At 36.4% G+C, this 17141-nt stretch carries 14 protein-coding genes and 1 other annotated feature; of the genes, 1 reads left to right on the top strand and 13 read right to left on the bottom strand.

What is annotated here, in order from left to right; translation table 11 throughout:
* Positions 1-200 precede the first annotated feature (200 nt).
* The 10 genes from HF964_RS07535 to yidC form a co-directional block, all read right to left on the bottom strand.
* Complete coding sequence (locus tag HF964_RS07535) at positions 201-1112, bottom strand: hypothetical protein (protein WP_168722435.1); 912 nt, start codon at positions 1110-1112, stop codon at positions 201-203.
* 69 nt (positions 1113-1181) lie between these two features.
* The gene (locus HF964_RS07530) at positions 1182-3059 is read right to left on the bottom strand and encodes a ribonuclease J (RefSeq protein ID WP_168722434.1); all 1878 of its coding nucleotides are present in this window, start codon (positions 3057-3059) and stop codon (positions 1182-1184) included.
* Positions 3060-3305: 246 nt separating this feature from the next.
* The gene (mltG, locus tag HF964_RS07525; RefSeq protein WP_168722433.1) at positions 3306-4463 is read right to left on the bottom strand and encodes an endolytic transglycosylase MltG; all 1158 of its coding nucleotides are present in this window, start codon (positions 4461-4463) and stop codon (positions 3306-3308) included.
* A gap of 12 nt (positions 4464-4475) precedes the next feature.
* Positions 4476-6899 carry a phenylalanine--tRNA ligase subunit beta gene (gene pheT, locus HF964_RS07520; protein ID WP_168722432.1) on the bottom strand — a complete coding sequence of 808 codons (2424 nt, stop codon included), beginning with the start codon at positions 6897-6899 and terminating at the stop codon, positions 4476-4478.
* 15 nt (positions 6900-6914) lie between these two features.
* Positions 6915-7946, bottom strand: coding sequence for a phenylalanine--tRNA ligase subunit alpha (gene pheS / locus HF964_RS07515; protein ID WP_168722431.1), 1032 nt, complete (start codon positions 7944-7946; stop codon positions 6915-6917).
* A gap of 55 nt (positions 7947-8001) precedes the next feature.
* Positions 8002-8219 (bottom strand) — a binding site (T-box leader).
* Between the two features lie 88 nt (positions 8220-8307).
* A complete protein-coding gene (locus tag HF964_RS07510) occupies positions 8308-8646 on the bottom strand; it encodes a winged helix-turn-helix transcriptional regulator (RefSeq protein ID WP_168722430.1) in 339 nt (112 codons plus the stop codon).
* 128 nt (positions 8647-8774) lie between these two features.
* On the bottom strand, positions 8775-9218 hold the full coding sequence (locus HF964_RS07505) for an HD domain-containing protein (protein ID WP_168722479.1): 444 nt from the start codon (positions 9216-9218) through the stop codon (positions 8775-8777).
* A gap of 125 nt (positions 9219-9343) precedes the next feature.
* The gene (gntK, locus tag HF964_RS07500) at positions 9344-10879 is read right to left on the bottom strand and encodes a gluconokinase (protein ID WP_168722429.1); all 1536 of its coding nucleotides are present in this window, start codon (positions 10877-10879) and stop codon (positions 9344-9346) included.
* A gap of 178 nt (positions 10880-11057) precedes the next feature.
* On the bottom strand, positions 11058-11825 hold the full coding sequence (locus tag HF964_RS07495; RefSeq protein ID WP_168722428.1) for a TrmH family RNA methyltransferase: 768 nt from the start codon (positions 11823-11825) through the stop codon (positions 11058-11060).
* A 109-nt stretch (positions 11826-11934) separates the two neighbouring features.
* Positions 11935-12879 carry a membrane protein insertase YidC gene (gene yidC / locus HF964_RS07490; protein ID WP_168722427.1) on the bottom strand — a complete coding sequence of 315 codons (945 nt, stop codon included), beginning with the start codon at positions 12877-12879 and terminating at the stop codon, positions 11935-11937.
* A gap of 271 nt (positions 12880-13150) precedes the next feature.
* On the opposite strand from yidC, the gene HF964_RS07485 reads away from it, so the two are divergent.
* The gene (locus HF964_RS07485; RefSeq protein ID WP_168722426.1) at positions 13151-14077 is read left to right on the top strand and encodes a C40 family peptidase; all 927 of its coding nucleotides are present in this window, start codon (positions 13151-13153) and stop codon (positions 14075-14077) included.
* Positions 14078-14149: 72 nt separating this feature from the next.
* Here HF964_RS07485 and HF964_RS07480 read toward each other — a convergent pair whose 3' ends face one another.
* The 3 genes from HF964_RS07480 to HF964_RS07470 all read right to left on the bottom strand — a co-directional run bounded on the left by HF964_RS07480 (position 14150) and on the right by HF964_RS07470 (position 17116).
* Entirely contained in the window at positions 14150-14491 is a 342-nt protein-coding gene (locus HF964_RS07480) for a YlbF family regulator (RefSeq protein WP_168722425.1), read from the bottom strand.
* A gap of 65 nt (positions 14492-14556) precedes the next feature.
* Positions 14557-16647, bottom strand: coding sequence for a transglycosylase domain-containing protein (locus HF964_RS07475; protein ID WP_168722424.1), 2091 nt, complete (start codon positions 16645-16647; stop codon positions 14557-14559).
* 1 nt (position 16648) lies between these two features.
* Positions 16649-17116, bottom strand: coding sequence for an arginine repressor (locus HF964_RS07470; RefSeq protein ID WP_168722423.1), 468 nt, complete (start codon positions 17114-17116; stop codon positions 16649-16651).
* Positions 17117-17141 lie beyond the last annotated feature (25 nt).

Below are 17141 nucleotides of genomic sequence, written 5' to 3'. Positions count from 1 at the left end.
AAAATCCTCCTAAAATTTGCAAAGCGATTGATTCATCTCAATCCTATGCATTCAATTATACTACAATCCATCAAGAACTCAAACAAGAAAATTGAAATTTCTCATTGATATCTTTTGGAAAGCCTTAATCATTATATAAATACCATCTAACTTTGTAAATAAAAACATCTTGTAAAAATCAAAATCATTAAATTTTTTAATTAATTACCAATTTGAGCAAATAAAGCATCAAATTTCAACAGCCAACGGACATCATTTTCATTCAGATCTGGTAGTTCTTCACCGCGAAAACGAGCAATTTGATATTTAGTCCACATCACTGGATCGGTTATGACTTGTTCTACAAATGGAAAAGCCGCCCGAATTCTTAAAATAATATTTTGCTCTAAGCCCGCTAAAGTTACTGGATCACTATTTTCAAGCTCTTCGTATAAAGTATCCTGAATTATAAAGGCTGTTTTAGTTGCTAATGGTGGTACTAATTCACTGAATTTACGGGTATATACAATATTGTCTAACCATAAAAAGCTAACTTCTTCTTTAATCTTTAATGTTAAAAATGAAGCTAAAATTGTGATTCGAACTAAATCACTAACATCTTCATCCAATAATAAATTACGCGCAATTAAAAGATGTTCACGTAAAGGCAATTGTAAGCCTGTTTGATAACTATGATATTGAGTTGCAAAATCATGCATCCCCAAATATTTAAATTCTCGTGCTCGAGCCTTGAAGGTTGCTTGTAGAATCAAACGAGCCTCATCTTCCTTTATTATTAATTCTTGTTGTGCATGCTGCCATAGTGTAGGATCAGTTATTTTATTGATAATTTCATGACATAAAATATAATTTTGATTTTTACTAAAAATTAAAATTATATTATCAATATCGTCACTAGTCCCCAGGTACTTTTCAACATAATCCAAAACATATTGCTGCGCTAGCTGAAACTGTTCCAACCGAACAGCTAAATTTACAAGTTGGCGATTAACATCCAGATTTTGTCCTAATTGATAGAGCTCTTCATATAGGGCTAGTGCTTGCGACCAAGCGCGTTCATCAACGGCCTGTTGTGCTTGCAATAATAATAAATCTTGTCTATTTTCTTCCATGTTAAGCTAGCCTCCTATTTTAAACAAACAAAAGAGATTGACTTGCATAAATCAATCTCTTCGCCATCATTAATTATTTGATGTTTCATTTGTCCCTTGTGCAGGTTTTGGTTTTCGCCGACGTGGTTTCTTTGCCTTTTTAGGCTTTTCAATACCAGTGTTTGACACCTTACTTTCTACCTTAGGATTAATTGGCAACTTTTTAGCCTTTGCTTTGGTTTTTCCTTCACCACTCTTACTTGTCCGATTATGACGTGCCAAGCGACCACCATTTTGGTTAACCTCCATAATAACTGGAAGGATAACCGGACGGCGACGGGTTTGTTCATAAAGGAAATGGCTTAGATTATCACGAACAGCAGTTTTCAAAGTTGTCCAATCAAAATCTTTTACATTGGCGAGATTATCCAAAATTGTCTTTTCAACAATATCACTACTATCACGAATTAAATCACGAGATGCTTTAACGTAAACAAAACCACGTGAAGTGATTTTAGGCTTAGCAACAATTTTCTTACGACGGCGATCGATTGTTACTACTGCAACAAATACCCCATCTTCTGATAAAACTTTGCGATCACGTAGAACAATATTACCAATATCACCGATTCCTGAGCCATCAATCATGGTATTGTTTACCTCAAACGAACCGGCTAGATACATATTTTCACCATCATATTGAAGTTGATCACCTTTTTGAGTGATAAAAATATGATCTTGAGGAATTCCAACTTCCATCGCTAATTGCATTCCTGTGTTTAAAACGCGATATTCACCTTGAACAGGTAAGAAAACCTTTGGACGCATAAAGTTTAACATCAATTGCAAATCATTGCCGGATGCATGTCCTGAAGAACGTAAATCTTGCGAGATAGCCTTAACATTAGCCCCTGCTTTGAATAACATATCTCGAGTTCGGGCAACATATGCTTCCATAGCTGAAGATGGTGTTGTCGTAATGAAAACAAGATCGCCTGTCGCAATTTTGATATGCCGATCATCTCCATTTGCCATACGTTGTAAATGTTTAATCGGTTCACCCATGCGTCCAGTTTCCAAAATAACAGTTTCTTCAGGATTTAACTTACGTAAGTTTTTAAATGATACAAACAATTCATTTTCTGGAATCGGTAGTTCAATCATTCGTAATTTCAATGCTGTACGAACAACTTTTTCTAAGTCATTGCCTGATAAAACAATCTTACGGCCAGTAGCGTATGTAGCATTAATAATTTGTTGTACACGTTGTACATTTGAAGCAACCATTGCTACGATGATACGGCCAGTGTGATTTTGAAAAGTATCCAAAATATAATCTTCGATAACTGATTCATTAACTGAAGCCCCCACTGATGCCACACCAGCTACATCCGCTAATAGCGCAAGAACCCCATTTTTACCAATTTCACCTAATCGTGTTAAATCAGTACGATAGCTATCTTTAGCAGTTTGATCAAATTTAAAATCACCAGTATAAACAATTTGACCTTCAGGTGTTTCTAAAACGATTCCTAATGATTGCGGAATGGTGTGTGTGGTGCTAAAGAATGATACTTTGATATCTCCAAAGTCAATAATTGAATTTTCATTTACAACATGAAAATCATCAAATTCTTTAGTTAGTTCTTCAGCTTTAACAGCTAATTTAGCTAAAGCTAGTGTTAATTCTGAACCAAATACTGGTACATTGATTTGGGCCAAAAGATATGGCAATGCCCCAATTGCATCAGCGTGACCATGTGTTAAAAAGACCCCTGCAATTTTATCTGCGTTATCAACTAGATATTGAAAATCAGGAATTACAACATCAATCCCTAACAATTCATTTTCTGGATATTTTAATCCAGCATCAAATATAAAAATTTCATCATTATATGTGACTGCATACATATTTTTTCCGTTTTCGCGTACTCCTCCAAACGGAATAATTGATAATTTATTCGTCATTGTTTACCTCTAATTTTTTTGTGAGTTCGTCTCACATTTACTCGCACAAAATATTCTTGTAACAATTTTATCATAATTTTGCACCTATAGACACTCAAACGTTATTTATAAACATAAAATCAAAAAAGGATCTATAATATAAGCCGCACACCATCCAGAAATATAATAAATATATCAAACTTTTAAACCATGTTTTAGTAACAAACTACTATTCGAAAGGAACTATATAATAACCTCAATTAACTTTTATTTTGTATTATTATTTTGTTCAACTAGTTTTGCGTTTAACGCATCATGTTCTTGAATTGTTTGTGTAAAGTAAACTTTTCCTGTTTTTAAATTAGCAATAAAGAACAAATATTTCTTATCACGATCAATTGGATGCAAGACTGCCAAAATTGACGACAATGAAGGCGAGTTGAATGGTCCCGGGCCAAATCCTTGATATTTATACAAATTATATGGCGAATCAACCTTTGTATCTGCAATTGAAAGATTAGTTTTATTTGTATTCAATGCATACTTAACTGAAACATCTGAACCTAGAGTGATTTTATCATCAATTCGATTCAAAAATACTCCAGCGACTGTACCACGGTCATGCGGTGTCACTGCTTCACGTTCAACGAGTGAAGCTAATGTTAAAATTTGTTGCACAGTTAATTTTTGCTTCTTAATTTCAGCAAAATATGGTTGCAATACTTGATTGGTCTTAGCAACCATTTGAGTTGTAATTTGTTCAGGTGTCTTGGCAGCACGAACATCATATGTTGCTGGATATAAATATCCTTCTAATTTGTATCGTGTTGGAGCATTAATTGCTGACCCAAGTAAATCAGGATACTGTTTAGCTAACTTCTGTAAATAGGCTTGATCATTAAGCGTTGCTAGCCAATCTTTTGCCGAAAATTTAGTTTGCTTCGCTACATTATGTGCAAATTGAGCTGCATTTTCCCCTTCACGCATTAGCACAAAACCCGGCTGTAAGTCATTACCATTAGGGGTTAAGGCTCCAGGTTGTTGAAGATGTTTAACAATTGTTTGAATGCTCATTTTAGGTGATAACGTAAAATAGCCTGCGTTTAAATTATTAACATTATTTAGATCAACATAATTTTTAAATGCACTTGCATATTTAATCACACCAGCTGCTTCTAATTGTTGTCCAATTGCATCAGCATTGGCACCGCGCGGCACTTTAATTTCAATGGTTTTAGAACTATTTACGTCCTTAGCAGTAAAATCACTACGTTGGTGTAAGTAATTACCACCAATACCTAATAATATTAAAATTACTAAGCCAATAATTCCAATAATTACCCAACGAATTTTACTGCCATGTCCCTTACTTGGTTTTACCGAGTTACGGCTCAAAACCTCATCGAGGTTATTATTATTATTCAAAGTAAATCACCCCTAACGAATCTCAGCTGTAAGTTGTTCCTTTAATGCTGTCACCACATTAGTAAAGGCCGCGTTAATTTCTTCCTCAACTAATGTCTTATTTACATCTTGGTATGTCAATGTAAACGCTAATGATTTTTTACCTGTTGGTACATTATCACCTTGGTAAACGTCAAATAAATCAATATCAACTAAATGTTGACCACCATTTTCACGAATCACAGTCGCAATTTGTGCATATGCTGTATTTTCATCAACTAAAATTGCAATATCACGACTCATTCCTGGAAACTTAGAAATTGGTTGATAACCACGATCATTTTTTGCAAGATCTAATAACAATTGTAAATCAAGTTCAAAGACATAGGTAGCCTTAATTTTGAAAGCCTTAGCAACTGCTGGATGAACTTGACCAACGAAACCTACCACTTGTTCACCAACTAGCACTGCAGCCGTTCGGCCAGGATGCATTTCTTTAAAGTCGGTACTTGCTTGGTAAGAAATCGATGCCACAAAATCAAATTGATTCAAATAAGCCGCTACTAAACCTTTAGCTGTGTAAAAATCAACTTCTTTAGCCTTACCTTGCCAAGTATCACGACCAAACTTGCCAGTAATAGCTCCCGCGATATGTTCAACTTCAGTCGGACGAACTGCATCTCCAAAACGATAAAATACACGACCTTGTTCATATAAAGCCACATCTTGTTGTTTTCGGGCCACATTATAAGCCACATCATCCAACAAGCCCGTAACTAAGCTCATCCGGGTAGCAGTGCGTTCTTGAGTCATTGGGTAGTCTAACTTAGTAATGTTAGCCATTGCATCCAATGTGAACATTTGAGCCTTTTCATCAGTCGTTAATCCATATGAAATTGCTTGGTTCAAACCAAGACTTTCAAGGAAATGCCGTGACTTACGAATTACTTGTTGCTTGTAAGTCAATTTACCAACTGTCGCAGTGGTAACTGGCAATGTCGCTGGAATGTTATCGTAACCATACATCCGGGCGACTTCTTCAATTAAATCAGCAGGAATGCTAATGTCCCAACGTCGACTTGGAATGGTCACAGTAAAGGTTTCATCCGTAACTTGGGCTGGAAATTGGAGCTTAGCAAAAATAGCAGTAATATCAGCCACATTTAAATTCAATCCTAAAACGTGGTTAATCCGTGATAAAGTCACTGCTACTTCAACATTAGCTTTAGCAGTATCAGTTGCTACTACTACACCTGGTTGCACTTGACCATTACCAAGTTCGGCAATTAATTGGGCAGCAAAATCAAGGGCTTCTTCAGTAGCATTCCAGTCAATGCCACGTTCAAAGCGTTGCGAAGCTTCTGAATGTAAATCATGCCGACGAGCAGATGAACGAATATTACGAGGGTTAAAGTTAGCTGCTTCAAGCACAATAGTCGTTGAGGTCGCATCAATTTCAGTTGATTGCCCCCCCATGACACCTGCAAGCATAATTGGGGTAGCACCGTCCGTAATGACAATATCTTGGTCAGCACGTAAATCACGTTTTTCACCATCAAGGGTCACTAAGGTTTCACCAGCAGTCGCTAAACGAACACCCAATTGTTTAGTTGTTAATTTATCATAATCAAAAGCATGCATTGGTTGGCCAAAAGTCATCAAAGCATAGTTAGTAACATCAACAATGTTATTAATTGGGCGCATGCCAACATTCCATAGCTTACGTTGTAACCACAATGGCGAATCTTGCACCGTAACGTTTTCAATCATGCGTACTTTATATTTGGGTGCTAATTGTTTATCAGCTGTCGCACTAATTAATTCGCTCGTTGCTTTTGAACCATTTTCAACTAATTGAACCGTTGGTAATGTTGGGTTTTGATCTAACATGGCCCCAACTTCCCAAGCCGTACCATTCATTGACAACATGTCGGCACGGTTAGGCGTAATGCCCATTTCAAAGATGAAATCATCCATTCCTAAAGCGACTAAGGCATCATCCCCAGGTTTAACATCGTCATTTTCATTGAAAACCCAAATACCGTCTTCAAAATCTTTAGGTGACACTTTTTCATCAAAGCCAAGTTCTTGTAAGGCACATAACATCCCATTTGATGCCACCCCACGCAACTTACCTTTTTTAATTTTTTGACCATTCGCAATGCGTGAATTGTGCTTAGCTAAAATAACTAATTGACCTTCCGCCACATTGGGGGCACCAGTAACAATTTGAATTGGTTCATCTTCACCGGCATCAACTTGGGTAATTACCATATGGTCTGAATCTGGGTGTGGCACGACTGATAAAACTTTGGCAACAACAACCCCACTCATCCCAGCACCAGGTTGGGTGACATCTTCGACTTCAACTGAAGTTCGTGCAATCCGTTCTGCTAAAACATTAGGATCACCCGTAATTTCTAGATATTCTTTTAACCAATTAAGAGATAATTTCACTTGTTTGACTCCTTTTTATTTAAATTGAGATAAGAACCGTACATCATTTAAATAGAAGTTACGGATATCATCGACGCCATATTTCAACATTGCAAAACGATCAGGTCCAAGTCCAAAGGCAAATCCACCATAAACTTCTGGATCAACCCCAGCCATTTTTAAAACATTTGGATGAACCATTCCAGCTCCTAATACTTCAATCCATTCAATATCTTCTGGCTTCGTATTTTCATCAACATCATTCCACGATACATCAACCTCAACTGAAGGCTCAGTAAATGGGAAGTATGATGGTCGTAATCGAATTTGATGTTTTTCACCAAATAATTCTTGCGCTACTTTAAGTAAAGTTCCCTTTAAATCAGCCATTGTTATATGCTTATCAATTACCAATCCTTCTACTTGATGGAATTGGTGTGAGTGCGTCGCATCATCAGTGTCACGACGATATACTCGGCCTGGTGAAATCATTTTCAATGCACCTTGAGTAAAATCATGTTTTTCCATTGTGCGTGCTTGAACAGGTGATGTTTGCGTTCGCATCAAAATTTCAGGCGTAATGTAAAATGTATCTTGCATATCACGGGCTGGATGATCTTTAGGCAAGTTCATCATTTCAAAGTTATATTTATCTTCTTCAACTTCAGGCCCTTCGGCGATTTGGTAGCCCATTCCTAAGAATTGATTTTCAAGTTGTTCGATAATTTGTTGAATAACATGTGCATGTCCAGGTTCAAAATCAGTACCTGGTAGGCTGACATCAATTTTTTCAGCAGCTAATTGTGCATTTAATGCTAAATTTTCTAATTCAGCTTTTTTAAGTTCCAATGCATCTTTTAATAAGTCACGAATTTCATTTGCAAACGCGCCAATAACTGGACGTTCCTCGGCAGAAATGTCTTTCATTCCACGTAATACTTCGGTAATTGGTCCTTTTTTCCCTAAAGTATTAACACGAATTTCGTTAAGATGATCTAGATGATCGGTAGTGTTAATTTGCGTCAATACAGTTGCTTTTAATTCATTTAAACGATCTTGAAGTGACATATGATACTCCTTTTTTATTGTTCTCACGTCAAAAAAGTCCCTGTGTAAAAAATTACACAGGGACGCTTCACCGTGGTACCACCCATTTTTAGTCAATTGACTACTCAATTATCACGTAACGAGTGACACTCGATAATTGTTACCGAATAAATCGTTCCAATTATTGCTCCAAGAGTGAATTCAAATTAATTATTTTAATATCGTTAGTTCCAGTCACGCTAACGACTCCCTTGATTAATTATTAATTTTACTATTTCTTTTCAACGCTTCTATATTTTAGCCATTATACCATATCTATAAGTTACCTTCAGCTTTATTTTGAACATAATAAAAAAGATTGGCTACAATAGCCAATCTTTTTTTAAGCTTCTGTTGCGTAGGTTACATCAGCCCATTGATGGATTTCGTCCATTAATGGGCGCATAGCTTCACCACGTTCAGTTAATGCATATTCAATTAAAGCTGAATCTACATACGTCCGGCGTTCAACTAAACCTTCTTCTTCTAACTCTTTCAATCGTTCTACTAAAACTCGATCCGAGCATGTACAAACCGCGCCCGTCAAATCCTTAAAACGTGAAGGTCCATTATTTAAAAGAACTTCAATAATTAAACCATTCCATTTACGACCTAGAATTTCGAAAGTTTTCATGAACTTCGGACAAAGTTTAATATCTTCTTTTATTTCCATTTCATCCATACCTACAACTTTCTTTCATAATATACTCTAAAGTAATTCACTTACTTTTAGTCAACTATGATTATAGCATGCGTGTCAAAATTTTACATTGCCAAAATCCCAAAACATTAATTTTATCATACCATCAGTCACCAGTTAAATCGTGTTTTAACAGCATGCCACTTAGGAGCAAAATATTCTTGCAATGCTGCTACGTTGTCCACCATATCAACCAAAAAGCTTTCTCGATACTGTGGTAATTCAAGGGTTGCACCAAACATGTGTTTTAAAATAATATCTCGTTCCATCGGACTCAAGGTAGTTAATTTTTCTGCATTTCGCAAGGATACACGCGGATGAATATAGGCATGGGTACCTAATTCAAATTTAGTTTCACGCCAATCATAATAAAATAAATCATGCAACAAACCTGCTCGTGCAACTGCTTGCGCATTTAAATTTAATTTTTTAGCCCAAAGATAACTTTGATATGAGACTGAAATCGAATGCGTTAAACGATCTGAATGATGGTGTTGAACGTAATTTTGTAAGCGTAAGACTTCCGGGCGGCTTAATAAATCAGCCACATACATTTTATATTCTTCGTCATCACGCCAATTTACTTTTTTCAAATGTGTACCTCACCTTCTAAACATAAAACCAGTCACTAAGCTAATCATACATTATTCCAGTTTATAAAGGCAACTATGACGTTTAATTATTTAATATGCTTACGTTGATAGTCGGCAATGGCTTCATATTCTGATTCTAATTGCCGATCAAGACGAATATAAATAGGCATTAGATCACGATATGCTTCATAATTTTCCGGATTGGGTTGATATGTCTTGGTTGTACCAATAACTTTCGCCATTATATCATACGAATCAATAATCCCAAGTGCTTTCATCGCAACAACTGCTGCACCTAATGCTGAAGATTCAAATGAATCTGGAATAGTAACTGGCTGTTCAAAGATATCCGCTAGCATTTGACGCCAAAGTGCTGAACGTGCAAAGCCCCCTGTTGCTTGAATTGAATTTGGCTTACCAACAACTTCTTCTAATGCAAGTGTTACCGAGTACAGGTTATAAACAATTCCTTCTAAAACGGCACGTAACATATGGGCTCGTGTATGATTTTGTGTTAAGCCAAAGAAAGAACCACGAGCATTAGCATCCCAAATAGGTGCTCGTTCGCCACCAAGATATGGATGAAAAATCAAGCCATCTGCTCCTGCAGGTACCTTATCTGCAACTTTTGTTAATAAATCATATGCATCCATATTTAATAATTTAGCAGTGCTCTTTTCCGCATCAAACATGTTATCACGAGCCCATCGGAATACAACACCACCATTATTAACTGGTCCACCTACAACCCACATACCTTCGTCTAAGTAATATGTAAAAGTACGTCCTTTAGGATCAATTACCGGCTTATTAGTTACAACACGGACTGCTCCTGAGGTACCAATTGTTACTGCTACCACCCCAGGTTTAATTGCGTTTACCCCTAAATTAGATAATGTACCATCCGAAGCACCAAACACAAATGGTACATCTTGAGCTAACCCCATAAATTTAGCTAAATCAGGCTGCAACCCTGTAACATATTCCGTTGGAGCAACGAGTTTAGGTAATTGTTCTCGTGAAATTCCAGTAACTGCCAATGCTTGTTCATCCCAGTCAAGGTTAAAAATGTTAAATAACCCCATTGCATTAGCAATTGAATAATCAACTTTATTAACATGCAGTAATCGGTAAAAGATATACTCTTTAATCCCCATATAGTGTGCAGTAATATTATATATATCAGCCTTTTCAGCTTTTAACCATAGTAATTTAGCTAATGGTGACATGGGATGGATTGGTGTGCCAGTTTTAGCATATATTTCTTGGCCAATTCCACTAGCTTTTAATTCGTTTGCATAATGTTCTGCTCGATTATCAGCCCATGTTAGTACACGCGTCAGTGGTTTAAATTCTCTATCCAAGGCAATCAAACTGTGCATCGCACTTGAAAATGAAACGGCGCGAATACTATCTGTCTGCTGGTTAGTCTTTTGAACTACCTCTCGAATACCATCTAGAACCGCTTGGAAAATTTCTTCAGGATCTTCCTCTGCCATATCTGGAAGTTCTTGGTACAATGGGTATAATTTATTCACATAGCCATGGACTTGACCATCTAAATCAAACAAAACAACTTTTGTAGATGTAGTTCCTAAATCTACTCCGATAATAAATTCCATACTATCTACCTCTATTCAATATAAATTTTATTAGATTTAACTTTAGCCATCCTCTTACCATCTCTTGTATCTAATGTTACTATATGTTTGCTAAAAGTCACAGTCATTATACATTATGTCTATTAACGCTAAAAATAAAAATCCTGTAAGAATAACTTCCTACAGGATTTTTTGTTTATTAAAGTTTTAAAGCAAACATCAAGACACCAGCAGCGACCCCTACATTTAGAGATTCAGCATCTCCAGTAATTGGAATATACAGGTTGGCCGTCGTTTTTGTAGCTAACTCAGCTGCCATGCCTTGTCCTTCATTACCCATAATCAAGGCAAAATCAAGGCTAGGATCAATTTCACGGTAATTTTTAGCTTCTGGATTCAATTCTGATCCATAGACTGGAATATTATTAGATTGTAATGCCTCTGTCCAAGTAGTTAAATCACCCTTTAAAACTTCTAAGTGGAACTGACTACCTTGCATTGCACGAACAACTTTTGGCCCAAAGACATCTGCAGATCCTTCGCCAAGTACAACACCACGAAAACCAGCTGCATCAGCTGTCCGAACCATCGTTCCAATGTTACCGGGATCTTGAATGGCATCTAGTAATAGCCAAGCACCATCATGAACATAACTTGGATCAAAAGTCTTTTCAGGGAGCGTAACTTCAGCAAAAATCCCTTGTGGTGTTACAGTATCACCAATAAATTTGGCAATGTCAGTTGGTACCACAAATACAGGTACTCCAAGTGGAAATTCTTCTTGGTGCTCAGTAAGTAACTCTTCGGTTACGATAATTGCGTGAAACTTTGCCTTATGGTTCAACGCTTCTTGAACTAAGTGCCAACCATCTAGTAGATATGTACCACTTGCCTCACGACCTTTTTTTGTTGCTAACTTAGCCCATGCTTTAACACGGGCATTTTGTTTACTTGTAATTTTTTCCATTGTTGTATCCGTCCTTTTCATTAATGCTAGTGTAACATATTTTAATAATAAAAAATTCGTTAGACTCACGTGAATCTAGCGAATTTCTAAATTTCGTTTTTTTGATACCCTACTTGTGATTTTGTTTTCCAGCATTACGCTTAGAATTATCATTTGTAGAATTATCGTTATTTGTTGGTGTATTTGTTGCAGATGGTGCCTGGCTTTTAATATTTTTAATAATATCATCAGCCACATTTTTAACCACAAAATTTTCAGCAACATGTGCTTGGATTCGTGGTCGCAAAATATTAATAATAAGTGTTTGAATAACAGCAAACAGTCCGCCGACAAAGAAGTACAGTCCTAAACCAGCACTTGTTGACCAAGAGAAGATTAAAATCATTACTGGGCTTAGTAACATTGTAGTCCGCATCATTTTCTTTTGCTCTTCAGGAACTCCTAAAATCATTAAGTAACCTTGAGCTAAGTACACTACAAAGGCTAAAATTGCTAAGATTGGGCTTGAATGCTTTAATGCAATACCAAAAAATGATGAGTCTGACAATGAAGGTGAGTATCGTATGGCCGCATATAACCCAGAAAAAATTGGTAATTGGATTACTAACGGTAAACAACCAATTCCACCAGTTAACGAGACATTATTCTCACGATAAACTTGCATTGTTGCTGCTGAGGCAGCAGTTCGTTGTTCTGGAGTTTCCGCATTTTTGGCTAAATCCTGTAATTTTTCAAGTTGCGGACGTAACATCCCCATCTTTTCCTGCTGAATTGTTGCCTTATGTTGTTGTGAAACCATCATTGGTAACAAAACAAGTCGGACAATAATTGTTAAGATCATAATTGCAAAACCAACGGCATTTGGAGCATGAACACCACCGAAGAATCCTGCAATCATATTCATCAATTGTTCAAGCGGGTGTCCTAAATAATTCCAGACAAAACCGTAAGGAATTTCTTCATGATTGATATTTTTAACTCGGACACAGCCACTTAAAAATACCAGCATCATTGCAATGATTGCAATCATACCTAGCTTTTGCTTCTTTTTCATTTATATTTCTTCCTTTAACTAACGTTCTTTAAAAATCCACTCCATATTATTCTACATAAATGTAGGTAGAATAACAATGCCTAGCTAATTAATGTTAGCAGATTTTGCTTGATTTGAAAAATGAAACGTTTGTGAAATATATGTCATAAAAACATAACGTGATAACAGTTTATTAGTAACATTTAAAGGGTATATTTAATCTCAGATGCAAAGCATATTATAAAAAAAGAAATTTATCTGCATCGTAAATTTCAAGGAGACTATATTAAACATGAAAAAATCAGTAAAATCCTCAATTATCGGTTCATTAACAACTTTACTCACTTTGAGCGGTGTCGCTAATATTGCCAATGCCGATACTCAAACTATTAAAGGTGGCGATACACTTTCAGGTATCGCCAAGGAAAACAACACCTCTGTTGCAGATTTAGTAGCTGCAAACAAAATTGCAAATCCTAACTTAATATACGTTGGTCAAGAAATTAACATCAACGCTCAAAATAATGCCCCAGCAAAAACAGTAACAGTTCCAACTGCTGTTACCGTTAAAGCAGGAGATACACTTTCAGCTATTGCACAACAATATCACTTAACTATCTCTGGCCTTGCTGCTGCAAATAAATTAAGCAATCCTAATGATTTGATGGTTGGTCAAAAACTTATGCTTAAAGAAGCACCTGCTCAACAACAAGCACCTGCTCAACAACAAGCATCTGCTCAACAACAAGTTCCTCCAGTGGCAGGGGCTTCATCACGTACTAATAGCTCTTATGCTGCAAAAGCTGCTGCTAACGTAGCACCTACTCAAACATCTACTGCAGTCCCTGCTTCATCAAATGCAGCAGCGGCAGCGGCCCAATTTGCTCGTCAATTTGTAGGTAACTCAACATATGTTTGGGGTGCTGCTAATGTACGTTCACATCAATTTGACTGTTCTGGTCTTGTTGCTGCTGCTTTCCAAAGTGTTGGTATCACATTACCACACCAATCTGGCGCTCAAGCTGCAGCAACTACTCGTATTCCTGTATCACAAGCTCAAGCTGGAGATTTATTATTCTGGACTAATGCAAGTGGCGATGTTTATCACGTAGCAATTTCATTAGGTAATGGTAACTTTGTAAATGCTTTAAACCCACAAAGTGGTGTTGTTTATGGCGGTATGGGTGCTACTCCTAGCTTTGCTGGTCGCGTAAATTAATATTATCTTTTAATAATACAAATCAATAAATTATAAAGAAAAGCGGTAACTCTTAGGAGTTACCGCTTTTTACTATTGTTTGTAAAGATCAGCCATTGGCTTAGTTACAATATCGTTGATTTCTCGCATCAATGTATCCATTGCTTGTTCTTGTTTCATCAAGTCCTTAACTAATGGATATTCTTCTAGCTTAGCTGCAATTTCTTGCCATTCTTGCATCTTAGCTTCATCAGGAGATTCCCCTTGACTCATCATTCGTTGAATTTCAAGTTGTGCATTTTGAAATTCTTTAAAGACGGTGTATGAAACCTCATCTGCTTTCATGGCAGCAAAAGTTTTTTCAAGTGTTTGATATTGTTCAGTTGTCCGTAAATCACGTTCTAACTGGTTGGCTGTATCATAGATATTAGTCATATTATCACCCTTTTCTAAAAGTATACTTTTATAATAACACGTCTTAACTACTAGGTTCTACTAATTTATTTAAACAAGCCTGTAACCTTGTCCCAAACATTTTTCGCTTGATCTTTAACTTTATCGACTCCTTGTTCAACTGTTTTTTTAGCATTATTTGTAAAATCACTAATAATCCCATCCGTCTCATTGTTATTACTATTTTCTTTAGCAACTAAAGTATTCACATCAGGCACGCTAAATTTGGTTCCTTTTGTATAAGGCAACATGGCCGTTAATTCAGACTTAAATAAAACACCTACATTTTGTGATGGGTCTACTGATAAACTTTGCCCCATTTTATTATTATCGTAACCTTCCCATGTCGCAACTGTGATATCTGGTGTATAGCCGACAACCCATTTATCATTTGAACCGCCGATGCTACTTTTAGTATCTTCTGTAGTTCCTGTTTTACCAGCAATTGCATATCCAGATGGCTTTGATGTTGCACCAGTACCGTAAGTAAAGACTCCTTGTAACATGCTAGTCATTTTGTTAGCTGTTCGCGGTGAAATAACACGTGTTGAAGCTGGTTTAGTATTATCAACAATAACATTTCCTGAGGCATCAACAATTTTACGGATAAAGTATGCATGTTGCATCACCCCATTATTTGCAAAGGTACTATATGCTTGTGCTAATTGTAGTGGTGAAACTCCCGAGTGTGTCCCACCTAATGCTAATGACAAGTTTTTATCACTATCATTTAAATTCATCCCAAATTTTTGAGCCATTGCAAAGCCATTATCGATTCCGATTTTATGCAATAACCATACTGCTGGAACATTAATACTTTGTTGCAGTGCTTGGTACATTGGAATTGTATCTTGATATAAGCCATTTTCATTCGTTGGCGTATAGTTATTAGTTCCATAAGAATTTTTGCGATCATTCAACTTAGAATCATACGTATAACCATTTTGAACAGCTGGTGCATAAACAGCCAGTGGTTTCATTGTTGAACCAGGTTGTCGCTTCATTTGTGTTGCACGATCAAATCCTCGAAATACATGTTCTCCACGGCCACCAACAACTGCCAATACCCCACCTGTTTTAGGATTAACAGCAACTGAAGCAGCCTGCACATTTTGTGTTGGATAATTATATTGTGCATCAAATTGTGTTTGCATTGCTGTTTGTAACCGCTGACCTAAAGTCGTGTAAATCTTATAGCCATGATTCATAATATCAGCTTCGCTAATACCATAGCGATTAATTGCTTCATCAATAACCGCATCAAAAAACCATGGGTATTGATAAGTCGCTTCACGTTTGTAATTATTTACGATATCAATCGGCTGTCTTTGATATATCTGTGCATCTTTATCTGATAACTTCTTGTTTTCAGTCATTAAATCCAAGACCAAATTACGGCGTGACATCGCATTTTTAGGATTTGCAATTGGATCATAAATTACTGGTGAACGAAGCATTGCAGCTAACATAGCAGCTTGGGGAACACTTAGTTGACTTGCATGTACCCCAAAATAACGTTCGGATGCGTCCTCAACTCCCCAAATTCCGCGGCCAAAATATGCATTATTTAAATACATTGATAAAATTTCTTGCTTACTATAGATATTTTCTACTTCAACTGACAAGAAAATTTCACGTGCTTTTCGATCAAGAGTTTGCTTTTGTGAAAGCAACGCATTTTTAACTAACTGCTGAGTAATCGTTGAACCACCACCAGAAATATAGTTACGCCGCAATATTTTATTCTTGACAGCTAATAAGGCTGCACGCGTAATTCCTTTTACTGAAAAGCCATATTCATGATAGAAATTACGATCTTCAGTTGATAATACTGCGTTTTGTAAATTAGGTGAAATTTGATTCAAATTAACAAAGGTACCTTTTTGTGAATAAAGTGTACCTGCTTTATCATTATCTTTATCATATACGACTGTTGTTTGTGACAAAGCTGCTTTTAAGCCACGTACATTAGCCGTTTTGGCTTCAAATGTTAAGTATGCACTACTAATAAAAATTAGTGCCAGTATAGCTACCATTATCCAACGATTAATTTGAAATCGCCGCCAAAATGGTCCAAATATTTCATCAATTTTATGACCAACTTTGCTAAGCAAAATCCATCCTTTTGTATTTCTCATTTTAACTCCGTTTTATATTATTATTTATAACAGCAATTAATTCAGCATTTAATCGAACTGCTGCCGCTTCATCTGGACTGGTAATATAAATTGTATCATGCCCAGCTAGTGTCGCTAATACATCTGGCAGTTGCTGTTCATCAATCAAGGCGGCCAATAAATTACCATTTGCTGGCAAAGTTCGAACCACATTCATAAATTGCACTCGAGTAACACTAATCATTACCTCACTCATCAATTCTTGTAGCTGATTAGCCTTGCTATTAACACTATTTACTATTTGATAATGCATATTCCCATGTTGATCTGCAGTCTTGATATAATTTAACGTTTTTAAATCACGTGAAATAGCTGATTGCTTAACTTCAATTCCCCTTTGTTTCAATGCTGTCATTAATCCTTTTTGACTTGCAATATGTTCGTGTTCGAGTACCTCTTTAATAACTTCCAACCGTTGTTGTTTTTTCATGATATGTCCTACTCTTACTCCCCTT

The sequence above is a fragment of the Periweissella fabalis genome (genome assembly GCF_012396505.1).
GTDB lineage: Bacteria > Bacillota > Bacilli > Lactobacillales > Lactobacillaceae > Periweissella > Periweissella fabalis.
This window is presented reverse-complemented; position numbering and strand designations above follow the sequence as displayed.

Coding starts and splice junctions, on each gene's coding strand:
- HF964_RS07535 (WP_168722435.1), bottom strand. CDS start 1,112: ATGGAAGAAAATAGACAAGATTTATTATTATTGCAAGCACAACAGGCC.
- HF964_RS07530 (WP_168722434.1), bottom strand. CDS start 3,059: ATGACGAATAAATTATCAATTATTCCGTTTGGAGGAGTACGCGAAAAC.
- pheS (WP_168722431.1), bottom strand. CDS start 7,946: ATGTCACTTCAAGATCGTTTAAATGAATTAAAAGCAACTGTATTGACG.
- HF964_RS07510 (WP_168722430.1), bottom strand. CDS start 8,646: ATGGATGAAATGGAAATAAAAGAAGATATTAAACTTTGTCCGAAGTTC.
- HF964_RS07505 (WP_168722479.1), bottom strand. CDS start 9,218: ATGTATGTGGCTGATTTATTAAGCCGCCCGGAAGTCTTACGCTTACAA.
- gntK (WP_168722429.1), bottom strand. CDS start 10,879: ATGGAATTTATTATCGGAGTAGATTTAGGAACTACATCTACAAAAGTT.
- HF964_RS07495 (WP_168722428.1), bottom strand. CDS start 11,825: ATGGAAAAAATTACAAGTAAACAAAATGCCCGTGTTAAAGCATGGGCT.
- yidC (WP_168722427.1), bottom strand. CDS start 12,879: ATGAAAAAGAAGCAAAAGCTAGGTATGATTGCAATCATTGCAATGATG.
- HF964_RS07485 (WP_168722426.1), top strand. CDS start 13,151: ATGAAAAAATCAGTAAAATCCTCAATTATCGGTTCATTAACAACTTTA.
- HF964_RS07480 (WP_168722425.1), bottom strand. CDS start 14,491: ATGACTAATATCTATGATACAGCCAACCAGTTAGAACGTGATTTACGG.
- HF964_RS07475 (WP_168722424.1), bottom strand. CDS start 16,647: ATGAGAAATACAAAAGGATGGATTTTGCTTAGCAAAGTTGGTCATAAA.
- HF964_RS07470 (WP_168722423.1), bottom strand. CDS start 17,116: ATGAAAAAACAACAACGGTTGGAAGTTATTAAAGAGGTACTCGAACAC.